Raw genomic sequence first — 17,365 nt, forward strand, 5'->3', positions numbered from 1 at the left:
TAGAGGAGTCAGGTATGCCAGTGAAAGATTTTATGACAAAAAAATTAGTTTATGTCTCTCCAGACACTACAGTTGCAGAAGCTGCTGATTTATTGAGAGAACACCACTTAAGGCGTTTGCCAGTTGTTGAAAATGATCAGCTAGTGGGGTTAGTGACAGAAGGGACAATGGCAGAAGCACAACCTTCTAAAGCAACCAGTCTTTCTATATATGAGATGAACTATCTTCTTAATAAGACAAAAATTCGAGATATTATGATTAAAGATATTGTGACTGTTTCACAGTATGCTAGCCTTGAGGACGCTATTTATTTGATGATGTCTCGAAAGATCGGTGTTTTACCAGTAGTTGATAATGGACAACTTTATGGGATTATCACGGATAGGGATGTTTTTAAAGCCTTCCTTGAAATTGCGGGGTATGGTCAAGAAGGTTATCGCTTGGTTATATTAGCTGATGAGGGGATAGGGGTACTATCAAAAGTCCTAAATCGTCTTTCTAGTGCAAATTTAAGTGTTAAACGTTTAGTCATTATTGAACGAAAAGCAGGTAAGAAAGCGGTCGAGATACAACTAGAAGGATACGCTGACAAGGATGTTTTAAAACAAGAACTAGTATTTGATGATGTTATTGTGGAAACTTTAGAAAAGACCATGAAAAAATCACTTTCTTAAAAATATCAGACATGCACAATCAAGTTGTGGGTGTCTTTTTTTGATAAATTTTGATAGAATAGTAGTAATTATAAATAAAGGATGTACCATGAAAAAAGGACTAATGATTTCTTTTGAGGGCCCAGATGGTGCGGGTAAAACAACCGTTTTAGAAGCTGTTTTACCCTTGCTCAGAGAAAAATTATCACAAGATATTCTCACCACCAGAGAGCCTGGTGGCGTAACTATTTCAGAGGAAATTCGTCATATTATTTTAGATGTTAAACACACACAAATGGATAAAAAAACAGAGCTATTGCTTTACATGGCTGCTCGACGCCAACATCTAGTGGAAAAGGTACTCCCAGCTCTAGAAGAAGGAAAAATAGTCCTAATGGATCGTTTTATTGATAGTTCTGTTGCCTATCAGGGATCAGGAAGAGGATTAGATAAGTCACATATAAAATGGCTTAATGACTATGCGACTGATAGTCATAAACCTGATTTAACTTTATATTTTGATGTTCCTTCTGAAGTAGGTTTAGAGCGTATTCAAAAAAGTGTTCAAAGGGAGGTAAATCGTCTAGATCTCGAGCAATTAGATATGCATCAACGCGTCCGTCAAGGTTACCTTGAATTGGCGGATTCGGAGCCAAACCGCATTGTGACGATTGATGCCTCCCAACAGCTAGATGAAGTAATAGCTGAGACATTCTCTATTATTTTAGATCGTATCAACCAATGAATCAGGAAGTACAAAGGTCATGGATTTAAAGCGAATACAACCCAAATTGCTGGAAAAGTTTAATACTATTTTACAGTCAGATAGGATGAGTCATGCCTATCTTTTTTCGGGAAATTTTGCAAGTCTAGATATGGCACTTTATTTAGCACAAAGTCAGTTCTGTGAAAAGCGCCAGAGTGGTTTACCATGTCAAGAGTGTAGAGCCTGTCGTTTAATCGCTAATGGGGAATTTTCAGATGTTAAAATCATAGAACCACAGGGGCAACTTATTAAGACAGAGACTATAAAAGAGCTGACTAAAGATTTTTCAAGATCAGGTTTCGAAGGGAAATCACAGGTCTTTATCATCAAAGATTGCGAAAAAATGCATGTCAATGCAGCCAACAGTCTTTTGAAATTTATTGAAGAACCTCAAAGTTCATCTTATGTCATCTTATTGACTAATGATGAAAACAATGTTTTGCCAACAATTAAGAGTAGAACGCAAATTTTTCGTTTTCCAAAACAATTGGACATGTTGGTTCATCAAGCTGAACAAGCAGGATTGCTAAAATCACAAGCTAGCTTATTAGCTCAAGTAGCAGACGATCCTAAACATTTAGAAATATTGTTGACTAACAAAAAGTTATTAGATTACTTGAATTTAAGTCAACAGTTTGTGACGACTTTGGCAAAAGATAGGCAAACTGCTTATTTAGAAGTATCTCGCTTGACATCGCAAGTTGTAGATAAAAATGATCAGGCATTTGTTTTTCAATGGCTGACAATAATGCTGGCTAAAGAAGGCCAACTTTATGATTTAGAAAATACTTATAGAGCTCAGCAAATGTGGAAGAGCAATGTTAGTTTTCAAAATAGTTTAGAGTATATGGTGCTTTCTTAGAAAATAATACGCGCAGAGAGGAAGAGTGAATGGATAAAAAAGACTTGTTTGATGCCTTTGATGATTTTTCACAAAATTTATTAGTTGGGTTGTCTGAAATTGAGACTATGAAAAAACAAATCCAAAAATTATTGGAGGAGAATACTGTTCTACGCATTGAAAATGGTAAACTTCGTGAGCGTCTGAGCGTTATTGAAGCAGAAACAGAAACTGCAGTTAAAAATTCTAAACAAGGAAGAGAACTACTCGAAGGCATTTACAATGATGGCTTTCACATTTGTAATACTTTCTATGGTCAACGTCGTGAAAATGACGAAGAATGTGCTTTTTGTATTGAATTATTATATAGAGATTGATGGAAATGCAAGTTCAAAAAAGTTTTAAATCAAATATACATTACGGAACACTCTATCTAGTCCCAACTCCAATTGGTAATCTAGATGATATGACTTTTCGTGCCATTAGGATTTTAAGAGAAGTTGATTTTATTTGTGCAGAGGATACACGAAATACGGGACTTTTACTCAAGCACTTTGATATTACTACTAAACAAATTAGTTTTCACGAACACAATGCTTATGATAAAATCTCTGGGTTAATTGATTTGTTAAAAGAAGGGAGATCTTTAGCCCAAGTATCTGATGCAGGAATGCCCTCTATTTCTGACCCAGGACATGACCTTGTCAAGGCTGCTATTGAAGGGGATATCCCAGTTGTATCTATACCAGGAGCTAGCGCTGGTATTACTGCTCTCATCGCTTCAGGTTTAGCTCCACAACCTCATATTTTTTATGGCTTCTTACCGCGTAAGAAAGGTCAACAAATAACTTTTTTTGAAACAAAGCAAGATTACCCTGAAACACAAATCTTTTATGAGTCACCGTTTCGAGTCTCTGATACGCTAAAACACATGAAAGAGATTTACGGAGATCGCCAAGTTGTTTTAGTACGCGAATTGACGAAACTCTATGAAGAGTATCAAAGAGGAACTATTAGTCAACTTTTAGGGCATATTGAAAAAGTCCCTCTCAAAGGTGAATGCTTAATTATTGTTGATGGTAAGAGAGATACTGAGCGAGTGAAAGACAGTAGCCAACAAGATCCACTAGTATTAGTAAAAGAATATATCGCTAATGGCGATAAAACTAATCAAGCGATAAAAAAAGTAGCAAAAGAACTTAATCTCAATAGACAAGAACTCTATGCTAGTTTCCATGATTTATAAGTAATAATATAAAAAGGTTGCCAAAGAAAAATTTGGCAACCTTTTATAATCTCCGATTTAGCTATTGGAATAAAGAAGTAAGGTGCTTCCAATTTCCTTAAGATTTTTAATTTCAGCTCTTTTGAATACCATTGCAAATTGGATTTTATTTCTGAGAGCAGGTTATAAAAGATGGTATGCTCTTATTCCGGTTCTTTCAGGTTTTACAAAACATGAAAGAACTTAGTAGTAAATATACTAAAGAAACTTATAGCCCTGTTTCGAATTTTTTATTGAGTTATTCTAGTACCATGGGCTTGTTTAACCCCAGTTTCTTGGCAAATATATTGATAGTTTTCAGCAGTCACACCGCCGCCAACCATAATTTCAATACGATTATTAGCATATTCAACTAATGCTTTGATATGTTTGATATTTTCTATAATTGGTTCGCCATTAGATGAACCATGTAGGAGGATTCTTGTAAAGCCTAAAGTAACTAACTGATCTATTGCTTTTTTTTGGTCAGATTTCGGGATAACATCAAATGCCATATGAAAAACAAGTGGCAAACCTTGGGTAGCAGGTAGAAGTTGTTCAATGGCTTCAGTATCAATATGATTATTTGAAGTTAATATTCCCAAAACAAGAGCATCTGATTCTAACTCAACAGCACGTAGGATGTCCTCTTCCATAATACGTAATTCTAAATCATTGTATACAAAATTTCCTCCACGGGGACGAATCATAACAGCGACACTAATACCTTTTTCATGTAAATATTGATTAGCTTCTTTGATAACACCGTAGCTAGGAGTAGTGCCTCCGACAGCAAGGTTATCACAAAGCTCGACACGTGAAATAATAGCTTTATCTAATCTGGTTAAGTCTGTTAAATTCTCTGCACAAAATTCCCTCAAAATCATAAATTACTCCTTTAAACTTGATTGTTCGCCTTTACCATTATATCACGAATAAAAAGCAAAATTAATCAAAAAAATCTTTACAATATTCAAAATACTGTGCTATAATCTTACACAATTATATGGAGGTGTTATATGACAATTTATAATTTTTCTGCAGGTCCTGCAGTCTTACCAAAACCAGTGCTTGTAAAAGCCCAATCTGAACTCCTTAATTATCAAGGGTCCAGTATGAGTGTTTTGGAGGTATCGCACCGCTCCAAAGAGTTTGATGATATTATCAAAGGTGCTGAGCGTTACTTAAGAGATTTGATGGGAATTCCGGATAATTATAAAGTAATCTTTTTACAAGGTGGTGCATCCTTACAGTTTAGTATGATTCCCTTGAATATTGCCAGAGGGCGTAAAGCTTACTATCATGTTGCTGGTTCGTGGGGGAAAAAAGCTTATACAGAGGCTGTAAAACTATCAAAAACAATTCCTTTTGAACCAATTCTATTAGCCTCATCAGAAGAATCAGTTTATGATTATATTCCAGAGTTTGATGAAAAAGAGATTGATCCTGAAGCTGCCTATGTTCATGTGACAACAAATAATACCATTGAAGGAACATCGCTTTATGATATTCCTAAAACTAATGGAGTACCTGTTATTGCGGATATGTCTTCTAATATCTTAGCTGTAAAATATAAAGTAGAAGATTTTGCAATGATTTATGCAGGAGCTCAAAAAAATATTGGACCTGCTGGTGTAACGGTAGTTATTATCCGTGAAGATATGATTAATGAGGAACCAACTTTATCATCAATGTTGGATTATAAGATTCAGTCAGATGCTGGTTCTCTTTATAATACGCCGCCTGCTTACAGTATTTACATTGCTAAATTAGTCTTTGAATGGGTGAAAAGTCTAGGTGGTGTTGATGCTATGGAGAAAGCTAACCGTGAAAAATCAGGACTTCTCTATGATTATATTGATTCCTCAGAATTTTATAGTAATCCTGTCAGAGATAAAAAGAGTCGTTCTCTATGTAACATTCCTTTCATAACTATTAATAAAGATTTAGATGAAAAATTTGTAAAGGAAGCGACAGAACGTGGATTTAAAAATATTAAAGGACATCGTTCGGTAGGTGGTATGAGAGCTAGCCTTTATAATGCCTTTCCTAAACAAGGTGTCATCGAATTAATTGATTTTATGAAAACATTTGAAGCAGAAAATACATAGTAAATGTTATCACGAAAGAAAATTAAACCGTTATTATAGTCTATAATATATAAAAGTGGGTAATATAATGCAAATCAGATTAGCTTTTCCAAATGAAATTGACCAAATTATGCTTCTTATTGAGGAAGCGCGTGCCGAAATTGCTAAAACAGGAAGTGATCAATGGCAAAAAGAAGATGGATACCCTAATCGTAACGATATTATTGATGATATCTTGAACGGTTATGCTTGGGTTGGTATTGAAGATGGGATGCTAGCGACTTATGCGGCTGTCATTGATGGTCATGAAGAGGTTTATGATGCTATTTATGAGGGAAAATGGCTCCATGATAACCATCGCTATCTTACATTTCATCGTATTGCGATCTCAAATCAATTTCGTGGTAGAGGACTAGCACAGACATTCCTTCAAGGGTTAATTGAAGGTCATAAAGGACCTGATTTTCGTTGCGATACTCATGAAAAAAATGTCACTATGCAGCATATTCTAAATAAATTAGGCTATCAATATTGTGGTAAAGTACCTCTAGATGGGGTACGATTGGCTTATCAGAAGATAAAAGAAAAGGGAGAAACGAGCATCTATCGTGAGATTGATGAAAGAAATCCCATGTAAGAAAAAAAGAAAGGGGTTATTTTAGTCAATGATGACTAAAGAGATAACCTTAGTGAAAAAGAATGGTTTTTAGTGTCAAAACATTTAATAATATTAATCAAATTGGTTTACAAGAGTTAGGGAATCGTTTCCAGATTGATGGGGATATGTCAGAAAATCCTGATGCCTATATTATTCGTAGTCAAAATTTGCATAATCAGGATTTCCCAAGTAACCTCAAAGCTATTGCTAGGGCGGGTGCAGGAACAAATAATATTCCTATTGAAGAGGCAAGTGCACAGGGAATAGTCGTGTTTAATACCCCAGGTGCAAATGCTAATGCTGTAAAAGAAGCAGTCATTGCTGCCTTATTACTTTCAGCTTGCGATTATTTAGGAGCTAACCGATGGGTTAATACTCTAACTGGAACAGATATTCCCAAACAAATTGAAGCAGGAAAGAAAGCTTTTGCTGGTAATGAAATTGCAGGAAAAAAATTGGGAGTTATCGGCCTTGGTGCCATTGGAGCTAGAATTGCGAATGATGCTAGACGCTTAGGAATGACAGTTCTTGGTTATGATCCCTATGTTTCAATTGAAACAGCTTGGAATATTTCAAGCCATGTTCAAAGGGTTAAAGAGATTAAGGATATTTTTGAAACTTGTGACTATATCACAATTCATGTTCCCTTAACAAATGAAACTAAGCATACTTTTGATGCGGAAGCTTTTTCAATCATGAAAAAAGGAACTACGATTATCAACTTTGCTCGTGCAGAATTAGTCAATAACCAAGAGCTATTTGAAGCGATAGAAACTGGTGTTGTCAAGCGCTATATTACTGATTTTGGAGACAAAGAATTATTAAACCAAAAAGGAATTACAGTCTTTCCTCATGTAGGCGGATCAACAGATGAGGCAGAGCTAAATTGTGCTATTATGGCAAGTCAAACCATTCGTTGTTTTATGGAGACAGGAGAAATCACTAATTCAGTTAATTTCCCCAATGTACATCAAATCCAAACCGCACCATTTCGTATTACTTTAATTAACAAGAATGTTCCTAACATTGTGGCTAAAATTTCAACTGCTGTATCAGAGTTAGGTATAAATATTGACAACATTATTAACCGTTCAAAGGGTGACTACGCCTACACACTAATAGATTTAGATGAAACGGATAATAACAAGATTTCTACTTTAATTGAAGAATTTGAAGGTGATGAGAATATCGTCCGTGTACGTTTAATTGCAAAACAACAATAAAGAACTAAAAAAAGTCATGAATTGCTTTTCATGGCTTTTTAAGTTATGCTTATCATATGTTATATCAAGAATTCTATCAGTCCCCTCTTGGAGAAATTCGCCTTCTAGCAGACAATCTAGGTTTATCAGGGCTTTATTTTGTTGGGCAAAAATATGATATGCTAGCAGTCAACCAAGAGGAAATTGTTAATATGTCAAATTCCTATACTTTACTTGGTAAGAAGTGGTTAGATGCTTATTTTTCACAGCAAAATTTACCTAGTATTCCATTATCATTGAGAGGGACAGCATTTCAGACGAGAGTATGGCAGGAATTACAGAAAATCCCTTTTGGAGATACAAAAACTTATGGAGAATTAGCGAAAGAGCTAAATTGTCAATCTGCACAGGCTGTTGGAGGAGCAATAGGTAAAAATCCTATTTCTCTAATCATACCTTGTCACCGTATTTTAGGAAGATATGGTCAATTAACTGGTTATGCTGGTGGCTTAGAAAGAAAATCTTGGTTATTAGAATACGAAAAGGAGAAATAATATGTATACGTTTTATGAATACCCCAAATGTACCACTTGTCGTTCAGCAAAAAAAGAGTTAACTGAACTCGGCTTAACTTTTGAAGCGATTGATATAAAAAGCAATCCTCCCAAAGCTTCGTTATTAAAAGAATTGTTAGAGAATTCGCCTTATGATCTTAAAAAGTTTTTCAATACTTCAGGAAATTCTTACAGAGAATTAGGCTTAAAAGATAAATTTGATGATTTAACTCTTGACCAAGCTTTGGACTTATTGGCATCGGATGGGATGCTTATTAAGCGTCCATTGCTAGTTAAAGATAATAAAATTCTTCAGATTGGCTACCGTACTAAGTATAAAGACCTCAACTTAGTATAAAAAGATGATTGAGTTATAACTCAATCATCTTTTTTTGGTTTATAGTTCAATCTCCAAAATAATTGGTGTATGATCTTGACGATCACCAGAATGAATCATTTCTGACTTGGTAATTTTATCTGCGACACGGTTACTTGTTAGCCAATAATCAATTCTCCACCCTGTATTGTTGATTTTGGATGTACGACTTCGTTGTGCCCACCAGCTATAAACATTTGGAACATCGCCATGAAGGTAACGAAAAGTATCTGTAAAACCTTTGGCTAGTAGATTTGTAAAGCCTTGGCGCTCTTCATCTGTGAATCCAGCAGAACGACGATTACTGCTAGGATTAGCTAGGTCTATTTCCTTGTGGGCTACGTTATAGTCACCTGTTGCTAGAACAGGTTTTTGACTATCCAATGTTGCTAAATACTCAGCATACTTAATATCCCATATTTGACGGTCACCTAAGCGCTTTAGGGCATCACCTGCATTTGGAGTATAGACCTGTGTGATATAGCAGTTTTCCAATTCGAGAGTAATAATGCGACCTTCATTATCCATTGTAGTAGGAGCATCGATTTCAGGGAAGCTAACAATAGGATTTAACCCTTTACGATATAAGAACATTGTACCAGCATAGCCCTTACGAGCAGGTTCGACTGATGATCGCCAAACCAAATCATATTCTGGGAAGTAAGTTTCAAGTACTTCCAAATGTTTTTTAGTAGGTCCTTTGGCAGACAGTTTAGTTTCTTGAATCGCAATGATGTCGGCATCTTCAGCAACTAAAGTATCAATAACTTGGCGTGACATTAAAGCACGTGTTGATTCACTTGTTAATGCCGCATTGAGGGAATCAATATTCCATGAAATGAGTTTCATAATAATATCCTTTTTTATTTAGTTTAATTCGCAATATATTATATCAAAATACCAGGGGCGTTGCTATTTTACAGCTTTAGTGAGGTTTTGGTAATTTACCTTTCTCATTTTTAAGAATTTTTTCTGCGACATATTGGATAACTTCAGGATTATCAGGCAAGTCAGAATGTGTAGCATTATTACCAGTTACTGTTAGTTGGGTATAGTGTTTAGCGGTTTCTTGGAAAATATATTTACCAGTCTCCACACTAGCAAATGGAACAATTTTATCACCATCATATGAATTAGTTCCTGCCAAATTGTATACCATGAGACTTGATGGAATATTTCCTTTATTACTGATTAAATCTTTAAGCATTTGAGTATGATTTGAGGTGTTACTTTCTTCAAAGTTAAAAGGTGTTCCCATTGTTAACAATGATTTCATATCAAATTCATCAGAGTCGTAATAATCTTCTAGGAAAATAGTCCATGATAAGCCACCATTTGAATGACCGATAGCGTTAAAACGTTTAAATTTATATTTCTTCTGAAGATCATTCATAGCAATCTGTAGCCATTTTGTTTGTTTTTTGATGTTACTATAACCATCTTCATTATTTTCAAATCCAATGACAATGTAAGGTTTGTGGTCATTGCCGCTAATTTGTCCATTATAGATAATGCTATTGTCTTTTTTGACAGTTAACTTTAAAACGCTATGTTTTTCTCCCATTTGGTTGAGCTGTGCTAACATGCTGTTAAATCGTTCTTGAGTAGCACTGGATCCTGGAATTAAAATAGTAGGAGTCATTCGAGAGTTATAGAGTTTTATTTTGTGAGCTGTTACTTTATTGATATAGGACTTACCTAAGATAGTCATTCCTATAAGGATAATAATGACAAGTACAGGAGGAATCCATCTAAGTAATTTTTTCATATTGCTCCTCCTTAGCGAAAGCGATTTTGACAAACGGACGATAAATAAAGAAGCCAACAACTAGAATAATTGCAGTGACTGGAAGGTAACGCCAATCCCCATTTGAAGCAAGAAATCCAAATAGTAGACTAGGTGTACCACTTGGGACAGTATAAACTGCAGGGTCGACAAATTTTAGGTAGAGCATAAGAGCTCCAAAAGCCTCTGCAAAGATAGTTGTTAATACCATCGGAATGAATAATATTGGTTGTAAAATGACAGGTAGACCTACTAAAAATGGTAAATTTTGATCAAAAATAAGAGGAGTTAAGGTCAGTAATGTCAATTTATAGTAATTCTTCGATTGTAGTTTTCTACTTTCATATAAAACTGCTAAAAATAAGGATAATAGGATTCCAATACCGCCAAACATAGCAAAGCTATTTTTAACAGTATAAAAGGTATACAGATAAGGGATTTTATCTGTATGTTGGCTCAAGGCAGCATTTAAATTTTCGCTAACTACTGAAAAATAGGAGTAAGGACGAAATAAAATATCTGGTACAAAAAGACCTGATAAGGTTAGAAAAATAGCTAAGATAGACCAAAGCATAATAGGAATTAATTGATGTGGCCCATCACCCAGCCATTGAGAAAAGTGATTTTGTATAAGGTACTCTAAATCAATATTAGGATAACGATATAAGATATGTGACAAAATAGAAGAGATTAATAGTAGTATAGCTAACATACTATACTGGAAAATATGATGTCGATTTTGAAGCAGTCGAGTTAAAAAGATAAAAAGATACGAAATCAAAGCCAGCATAAGCCAAATGGGTTGGCTAGGATAGTGATAATCTGTACCTGGAACAACTGAAGTTAGAAGCAACCAAACAGTGGCAAAGCCAAGTAAACTTGCAGAAAAACTTTCTTTAGTTTGGTTAGATAAGCCTCTCCATACTAAACTAGCCACAAAATAACTAGCCATAAAGTAGATTAGTAAATGAGATAAATCATAAAGAGTATTGGAAACCGTATATAACCACTCGTTTTTATAAATACTGGACTTTGTTGTTTGAGCTAAAAAAGAATCATCTGATATAACGAGTTTTTGAAGGATTTCAATCCAAGAAAAAATGAGAGCAAAAGGAAAGATATCTTTAAAACTTTTATAAATTAGATAACGGCAATGATGACATTTATAAATAGTGCTGTGCATAATCTGTACTGACCTCCTAATAGGTTGTATTTATTGTAACAAATGTTAAGAATGGTGCAAGTTTTTTGGTAGTAAAATTAAAAGTAACTAATTAAACTTCAAATTAAGGGTAAATGACTCATGAGATTTTCTTTATCCTTTCATAAAGTGAGATTGCTTCAATGCTGAGGCTATGATATACTAAAACTACATTTAGCATTGCTTAATAATTTATTTAGAACTGTTAGGCTAGCTAGTGCTAATATTAATACTATTTTAAACCAATCTATTAGAAAAAAAGTGCTGAGCAAGATTGCCCAGTCTTATTTTTGTTTGCCATAAAGTTAGAGGAAAATATGTCCAAAAAGTCTCACCGTCAATATCAAATATATGAAGGGCTCAGGTGTGCGGTTGCACTCTGTTTTATTTCAGGTTATATCAATGCTTTTACTTATGTAACACAAGGAAAACGTTTTGCAGGTGTACAAACAGGGAATTTGTTATCTTTTGCTATTCATCTTAGTAATAAGCATTATAGTCAAGCGCTTGCTTTTTTGCTACCTATAATGGTTTTCATGTTAGGTCAATCGTTTACTTATTTCATGAATCGTTGGGCGAATAAACATAAACTGCACTGGTACCTATTATCTAGTTTTGCGTTGACACAGGTTGCTATAGTAACAATTATATTGACTCCTTTCTTACCATCGTCATTTACTGTGGCAGGACTAGCCTTCTTTGCTTCAATACAAGTAGATACCTTTAAATCACTCAGAGGAGCACCTTATGCTAATATGATGATGACTGGTAATATCAAGAATGCTGCTTATTTATTAACAAAGGGACTTTACGAAAAAAATTCTGATATTTTCTTAATTGCTAGAAATACGATTATTATTATTGGAGGATTTATCTTTGGTGTTGTTTGCTCGACTTATTTTTCAAGTAAACTGGGCGAATGGAGCTTATCATTAATATTAATTCCTCTTTTATATGTCAACTTGCTGTTAGGCCATGAATTTTATAACCTACAAGTAGAAAGGCACTCTTAATGTATGGCGTTTTATGTTGAAGGGCTATACTAAAGCTGATTGTTACAATAATGCTTTGAAATATCATTTCTATATATTTATAGGATAATCATGTATGGGTTTAGAATATATTTATTACCTAACCAAAGATAAAAGTGAGTAGATTTCTACTCACTTTTATGATCTTAATTTTCGAGCTAATAAAGTCGCAAACTGTAATTTTAAGCGATTACCGTTTTCATCCACCCTGTGCAATTCACCTAAATTTTCATTATATTTGATGATTTCCCAGTCATTGTAATAAGATTTCAATTGTCCTTCTTTGAAGGTAAAAGGGAATGGAAGCGGGCAAGGATTTTCAGCGGTATCCATAGCAGAAACGATAAGATTGTATCCTCCAATCTGAGTATGTGATTGCATTTGTAAAATAATATCAGAAATGCAGTCGGGATTTAAAAACATAAATACCACAGTTGATAAAATAAAATCATAGTGCCCTTCAATAGTAGCAGTATTAATATCATACCATTTTATATTGTAAGGAAGCCCTTCTTCTAATGCCATATTTTCTAAAGCTACAATGCTCTGTCCGTTTGAATCGACAGAAGTCACTTGATGTCCCAGCAGCGATAAATAAAGTGAGTTTCGCCCTTGACCACACCCAAGGTCTAATATATTACTCTTCTCAGATAAGAGAGGTGCACTGGCGATAACCTCAGAATGTGTGCGCGTGAGACCATATTTTTTATGGAAGTAATCTTCTTTTTGGCAGTAAAAAGTTAGATAGCAACTTAAGTCTGGACTATTTGGTGAAACTTTATGCCAGACTTGTGGATCAACAAAAGGAATATCACTACTAGCATCAAAAATATGCCGCGAGATTTCCTCTCCATCAGGAGATAACTGGTAAAATACTAAAGAACCACTTAGAATGGTTAGTTTTGCCCAGGTGCCTTCCTTAGTATTATGCTTTTCTAAAAATGCCTTTGGAATAGACTGTGCAGTCCAAACCGGCATAGTTTTGTAGGGAAGAAGTGTTTTTGTATTAATCATATATTAACCCTCTATGTTTAATACCTTTATTATAGCAAAAGTAGATATATTATTCAGAGATATATCCAGTTGAAAAAGATTTTATGTTATAATGTATCATGATAAAAAACACCTCTCATTAGGGTGGCTTATAGGAGAAATCATGACAGAAAAAAATCATTTTACATTACTACCCCAATTTATTACCCATCAGGTAAATTGCACATCGGTTCTGCCTATACAACGATAGCATGTGATGTTTTGGCACGTTACAAACGCATGATGGGCTTTGATGTTCAGTATTTGACTGGTCTTGATGAGCATGGTCAGAAAATTCAACAAAAAGCTGAAGAAGCAGGCATTACACCACAGGAATATGTTGATGGCATGGCTGAAAGTGTCAAAACATTATGGGAACTTCTAGATATTTCCTATGACAAATTCATCCGTACAACAGATACTTACCATGAAGAAGCGGTTGCTAAAATTTTTGAACAATTGTTGGCACAAGGGGACATCTATCTTGGTGAGTATACTGGATGGTATTCTGTTTCAGATGAAGAATTTTTTACTGAAAGCCAATTAGCAGAAGTTTATCGTGACGAAAACGGTAATATGATCGGTGGTGTTGCGCCATCTGGCCATGAAGTTGAAAAAGTTTCTGAAGAATCTTATTTCTTCCGCATGAGCAAATATGCAGATCGTTTAAAAGCGTACTACGCTGAGCATCCAGAATTTATTCAGCCAGATGGTCGTATGAATGAAATGCTAAAAAACTTTATAGAACCAGGTTTAGAAGATTTAGCAGTGTCTCGTACAACTTACACATGGGGAGTTCAGGTACCATCAAATCCAAAACATGTTATTTATGTCTGGATTGATGCTTTGATGAACTATATTTCTGCTCTTGGTTATGGTTGGTCTGACGATCTCAGTCAATATCATAAATTTTGGCCAGCAGACATTCATATGATTGGTAAAGATATTCTTCGTTTCCACTCTATTTATTGGCCTATCATGTTGATGGCGCTGGATTTGCCATTACCAAAACGTCTAGTTGCTCATGGTTGGTTTGTGATGCAAGATGGTAAAATGTCTAAATCAAAAGGGAATGTCGTTTATCCAGAAATGTTAGTAGAGCGTTTTGGTCTTGATCCACTTCGTTATTATCTCATGCGTTCATTGCCTGTTGGTTCAGACGGAACTTTTACGCCAGAAGATTATGTTGGACGTATTAACTATGAACTTGCTAATGATTTAGGAAACCTTCTCAACCGCACTATTGCTATGGTTAACAAGTATTTCGATGGAGAAGTACCAAGGTTTGCTGTTGCAACTGATTTTGATGCCGATTTAGCTTCTGTTGCGACAGATAGTATTGAAAACTATCATAAACAAATGGAAGCGGTGGATTTCCCACGTGCCCTTGAAGCTGTATGGAATCTTATTTCACGAACTAACAAATATATTGATGAAACAGCACCGTGGGTACTTGCAAAAGACGAAACAGATCGTGATAAGTTAGCAGCTGTAATGAGTCATTTAGTTGCTAGTCTACGTGTTGTTGCTCACCTCATTCAACCGTTCATGATGGAAACTTCCGATGCCATTATGGAACAACTTGGTTTAGGGACAACATTCGATCTTGAAAAATTGACTTTTGCTGGTCTACCAGAAGGTGTTCGAGTTGTTGCAAAAGGTTCACCAATTTTCCCAAGGTTGGATATGGAAGACGAAATTACTTATATCAAAGAACAAATGAATGCTGGAAAAGCACCAGTGGAAAAGGAGTGGGTTCCTGAAGAAGTTGAATTGACATCAAGCAAAGGTCAAATCAAGTTTGAGGATTTTGACGCTGTTGAAATCCGCGTTGCAGAAGTAATTGAAGTTGAGAAAGTGGAAGGTTCTGATAAACTTCTTCGTTTCCGTCTAGATGCTGGTGACGAGGGTCATCGTCAAATCTTATCAGGGATTGCAAAATTTTACCCAAATGAACAAGAGTTAGTAGGGAAAAAACTCCAAATTGTTGCTAACCTCAAACCACGTAAAATGATGAAAAAATATGTCAGTCAAGGCATGATTCTCTCAGCAGAACATGATGGTAAATTGACAGTGTTGACGGTCGATTCAGCAGTGACAAATGGATCAATTATTGGTTAATCAAAAAGAGCATTATGCTCTTTTTTTGTTTTCAAGAAAAAATGACTGAATAGTTGGAAAATTATGAAAATGACCTAGAATTTATTTTTATTTTTGATATAATAAAAGACATCGATTCTAAGCATTTAGATAGAATTTGATAAGGAGAATTTATGGAAAGGGTGTAAATAGATCATTTACACTAATGGTTGCTTATGGTAAAAAAAGGCTTTTTAACGGGATTACTCTTATTTGGTATCTTCTTTGGTGCAGGGAACCTCATTTTTCCACCAGCATTAGGTGTAGCATCTGGACAAGATTTCTGGCCAGCAATTTTAGGATTTTGTTTGTCAGGAGTTGGATTAGCTATTATTACCCTCCTACTAGGCACACTAACTAATGGTGGTTATAAGACAGAGATGTCGGAAAAATTTAGTCCGTGGTTTTCTTTAACATTTTTAGTTATACTCTACCTAACTATTGGTCCACTTTTTGCTATTCCTAGAACAGCAATGGTTTCTTTTGAAATTGGGGTTGCTCCAATTATAGGGCATAGTCCGATTGCTCTTTTGTGTTTTACAGCCTGTTTTTTTGCTGCAGCTTATTATCTCGCTATTAGACCAAATGGTATATTAGATAGTGTTGGAAAAATCTTAACGCCTGTTTTTGCCTTTTTAATTCTCTCTTTGGTTGTTGTTGGAGCTATTGCTTATGGAAACTTGGAGAGTGCTAAGGCGAGTGCTGACTATGCAGGAAAAGCGTTTGGAAGTGGTGTCTTAGCAGGCTATAATACACTTGATGCACTTGCAGCAGTTGCTTTTTGTCTAGTAGCAACAGAAACGCTTAAAAAGTTTGGTTTTAAAACTAAAAAAGAATATTTATCAACCATTTGGATTGTTGGAATTGTTACTAGTTTAGCATTTAGTATTTTATATATTGGCTTAGGTTTTTTAGGGAATAAGTTTCCTGTCCCAGCTGATATTTTAGCTGATCCAAATGTTAATAAAGGAGCTTATGTATTATCACAAGCATCTTATAAATTATTTGGAAATTTTGGTCGTTATTTCTTGAGTATTATGGTAACATTGACATGCTTTACAACAACAGTTGGGCTTATTGTGTCAGTATCTGAATTTTTTGATAAGAACTTTCGTTTTGGGAATTATAAATTATTTGCTACTGTTTTTACTTTGATTGGTTTTTTAATTGCTAATCTTGGTTTAAATGCTGTAATTACTTTTTCAGTTCCTGTGCTAACTTTATTGTATCCGATTGTTATTGTTATTGTCTTAATTATTTTGATTAATAAGTGGTTGCCGCTTTCAAAAAAGGGAATGTCTTTGACAATTGGTCTTGTCACTTTAGTGTCGTTTGTTGAGGTTCTAGCGGGACAATGGCAAGAAAAAACATTAACTCAGTTAGTTGGATTCCTCCCCTTTCATACTATTTCAATGGGATGGCTAGTTCCAATGTTGATTGGTCTAGTATTTTCTTTGGTGCTGTCAGATAAACAAAAAGGCCAAGCATTTGATTTAAAGAAATTTGAAGGATAGCACTATTTCAATTTTATAGATATGTCAAAAAGGTTAAAACTTAGTTTTAGCCTTTTTTTATAGTACGACGGGCATGTCGTACATCTGAGGTGCAAGTCCTCTGTGGGCACCCGCTACCGGTGAACCCAATAGCGACTCCCAAGCCTGACTATCGTGAGATAGCGGGGAGAGGAAGGGATAGCGAAATCGTGGCTCTACGAACAGAAACGTGATATGAAGGCGTATATAGCGGATGAGGGGGCTATAAACTCTAAAGTT

The 17,365-nt window shown here is 35.1% G+C and carries 18 protein-coding genes; 13 read left to right on the top strand and 5 right to left on the bottom strand.

Translation table 11 applies throughout. From position 1 onward, the window contains the following. Positions 1–14: 14 nt before the first annotated feature. The 5 genes from HMPREF9171_RS109930 to rsmI all read left to right on the top strand — a co-directional run bounded on the left by HMPREF9171_RS109930 (position 15) and on the right by rsmI (position 3,506). The gene (locus HMPREF9171_RS109930; protein ID WP_001144243.1) at positions 15–674 is read left to right on the top strand and encodes a CBS domain-containing protein; all 660 of its coding nucleotides are present in this window, start codon (positions 15–17) and stop codon (positions 672–674) included. Positions 675–762: 88 nt separating this feature from the next. After that, positions 763–1,398, top strand: a complete 636-nt coding sequence (tmk, locus tag HMPREF9171_RS109925; protein WP_000715592.1) for a dTMP kinase — start codon at positions 763–765, stop codon at positions 1,396–1,398. A 19-nt stretch (positions 1,399–1,417) separates the two neighbouring features. Next, positions 1,418–2,281 (top strand): DNA polymerase III subunit delta', encoded by an 864-nt coding sequence (locus HMPREF9171_RS109920; RefSeq protein ID WP_000364547.1) that lies wholly within the window; start codon positions 1,418–1,420, stop codon positions 2,279–2,281. Positions 2,282–2,310: 29 nt separating this feature from the next. Next, positions 2,311–2,637, top strand: coding sequence for a DNA replication initiation control protein YabA (gene yabA, locus HMPREF9171_RS109915; protein WP_000358198.1), 327 nt, complete (start codon positions 2,311–2,313; stop codon positions 2,635–2,637). Beyond that, a complete protein-coding gene (rsmI, locus tag HMPREF9171_RS109910) occupies positions 2,637–3,506 on the top strand; it encodes a 16S rRNA (cytidine(1402)-2'-O)-methyltransferase (protein WP_000425857.1) in 870 nt (289 codons plus the stop codon). The genes yabA and rsmI overlap by 1 nt, the downstream gene beginning before the upstream one ends. A 269-nt stretch (positions 3,507–3,775) precedes the next feature. Here rsmI and HMPREF9171_RS109905 read toward each other — a convergent pair whose 3' ends face one another. Continuing rightward, positions 3,776–4,411 carry a copper homeostasis protein CutC gene (locus tag HMPREF9171_RS109905; RefSeq protein WP_000603276.1) on the bottom strand — a complete coding sequence of 212 codons (636 nt, stop codon included), beginning with the start codon at positions 4,409–4,411 and terminating at the stop codon, positions 3,776–3,778. Between the two features lie 132 nt (positions 4,412–4,543). Between HMPREF9171_RS109905 and serC the strand changes: the two genes are divergently transcribed. The 5 genes from serC to HMPREF9171_RS109880 all read left to right on the top strand — a co-directional run bounded on the left by serC (position 4,544) and on the right by HMPREF9171_RS109880 (position 8,386). Beyond that, entirely contained in the window at positions 4,544–5,635 is a 1,092-nt protein-coding gene (gene serC / locus HMPREF9171_RS109900; protein ID WP_000158396.1) for a 3-phosphoserine/phosphohydroxythreonine transaminase, read from the top strand. Positions 5,636–5,702: 67 nt separating this feature from the next. Beyond that, entirely contained in the window at positions 5,703–6,251 is a 549-nt protein-coding gene (locus HMPREF9171_RS109895) for an acetyltransferase (protein ID WP_001167085.1), read from the top strand. Between the two features lie 62 nt (positions 6,252–6,313). Next, entirely contained in the window at positions 6,314–7,495 is a 1,182-nt protein-coding gene (locus HMPREF9171_RS109890) for a phosphoglycerate dehydrogenase (protein WP_000232148.1), read from the top strand. A 56-nt stretch (positions 7,496–7,551) separates the two neighbouring features. Continuing rightward, a complete protein-coding gene (locus HMPREF9171_RS109885; protein ID WP_000966771.1) occupies positions 7,552–8,028 on the top strand; it encodes a methylated-DNA--[protein]-cysteine S-methyltransferase in 477 nt (158 codons plus the stop codon). A gap of 1 nt (position 8,029) precedes the next feature. Continuing rightward, complete coding sequence (locus tag HMPREF9171_RS109880; protein ID WP_000287943.1) at positions 8,030–8,386, top strand: arsenate reductase family protein; 357 nt, start codon at positions 8,030–8,032, stop codon at positions 8,384–8,386. Positions 8,387–8,425: 39 nt separating this feature from the next. On the opposite strand, the gene HMPREF9171_RS109875 is transcribed toward HMPREF9171_RS109880, so the two are convergent. The 3 genes from HMPREF9171_RS109875 to HMPREF9171_RS109865 form a co-directional block, all read right to left on the bottom strand. After that, complete coding sequence (locus HMPREF9171_RS109875; RefSeq protein ID WP_000767483.1) at positions 8,426–9,253, bottom strand: exodeoxyribonuclease III; 828 nt, start codon at positions 9,251–9,253, stop codon at positions 8,426–8,428. 76 nt (positions 9,254–9,329) lie between these two features. Then, positions 9,330–10,172: an alpha/beta hydrolase gene (locus tag HMPREF9171_RS109870; RefSeq protein ID WP_000735434.1), complete on the bottom strand. Its 843-nt coding sequence runs from the start codon at positions 10,170–10,172 to the stop codon at positions 9,330–9,332. Then, a complete protein-coding gene (locus tag HMPREF9171_RS109865) occupies positions 10,156–11,373 on the bottom strand; it encodes a PTS sugar transporter subunit IIC (RefSeq protein ID WP_000556340.1) in 1,218 nt (405 codons plus the stop codon). Before HMPREF9171_RS109865 ends, HMPREF9171_RS109870 begins: the two co-directional genes overlap by 17 nt. A gap of 335 nt (positions 11,374–11,708) precedes the next feature. Here HMPREF9171_RS109865 and HMPREF9171_RS109860 point away from each other — a divergent pair, with 335 nt between their 5' ends. Further along, positions 11,709–12,404 (top strand): YoaK family protein, encoded by a 696-nt coding sequence (locus HMPREF9171_RS109860; protein WP_000039367.1) that lies wholly within the window; start codon positions 11,709–11,711, stop codon positions 12,402–12,404. Positions 12,405–12,560: 156 nt separating this feature from the next. On the opposite strand, the gene tehB is transcribed toward HMPREF9171_RS109860, so the two are convergent. Then, positions 12,561–13,436 (bottom strand): SAM-dependent methyltransferase TehB, encoded by an 876-nt coding sequence (gene tehB / locus HMPREF9171_RS109855; RefSeq protein ID WP_000611121.1) that lies wholly within the window; start codon positions 13,434–13,436, stop codon positions 12,561–12,563. 123 nt (positions 13,437–13,559) lie between these two features. Here tehB and metG point away from each other — a divergent pair, with 123 nt between their 5' ends. Together metG and brnQ are read left to right on the top strand one after the other, a co-directional pair. Further along, positions 13,560–15,575 carry a methionine--tRNA ligase gene (gene metG / locus HMPREF9171_RS109850; protein WP_001872100.1) on the top strand — a complete coding sequence of 672 codons (2,016 nt, stop codon included), beginning with the start codon at positions 13,560–13,562 and terminating at the stop codon, positions 15,573–15,575. A 194-nt stretch (positions 15,576–15,769) separates the two neighbouring features. Then, the gene (brnQ, locus tag HMPREF9171_RS109845) at positions 15,770–17,107 is read left to right on the top strand and encodes a branched-chain amino acid transport system II carrier protein (RefSeq protein WP_000239241.1); all 1,338 of its coding nucleotides are present in this window, start codon (positions 15,770–15,772) and stop codon (positions 17,105–17,107) included. The last annotated feature ends 258 nt before the right edge of the window (positions 17,108–17,365 follow it).

Origin of the sequence: Streptococcus agalactiae ATCC 13813 (assembly GCF_000186445.1) — a bacterium.
GTDB classification, from domain to species: Bacteria; Bacillota; Bacilli; order Lactobacillales; family Streptococcaceae; genus Streptococcus; species Streptococcus agalactiae.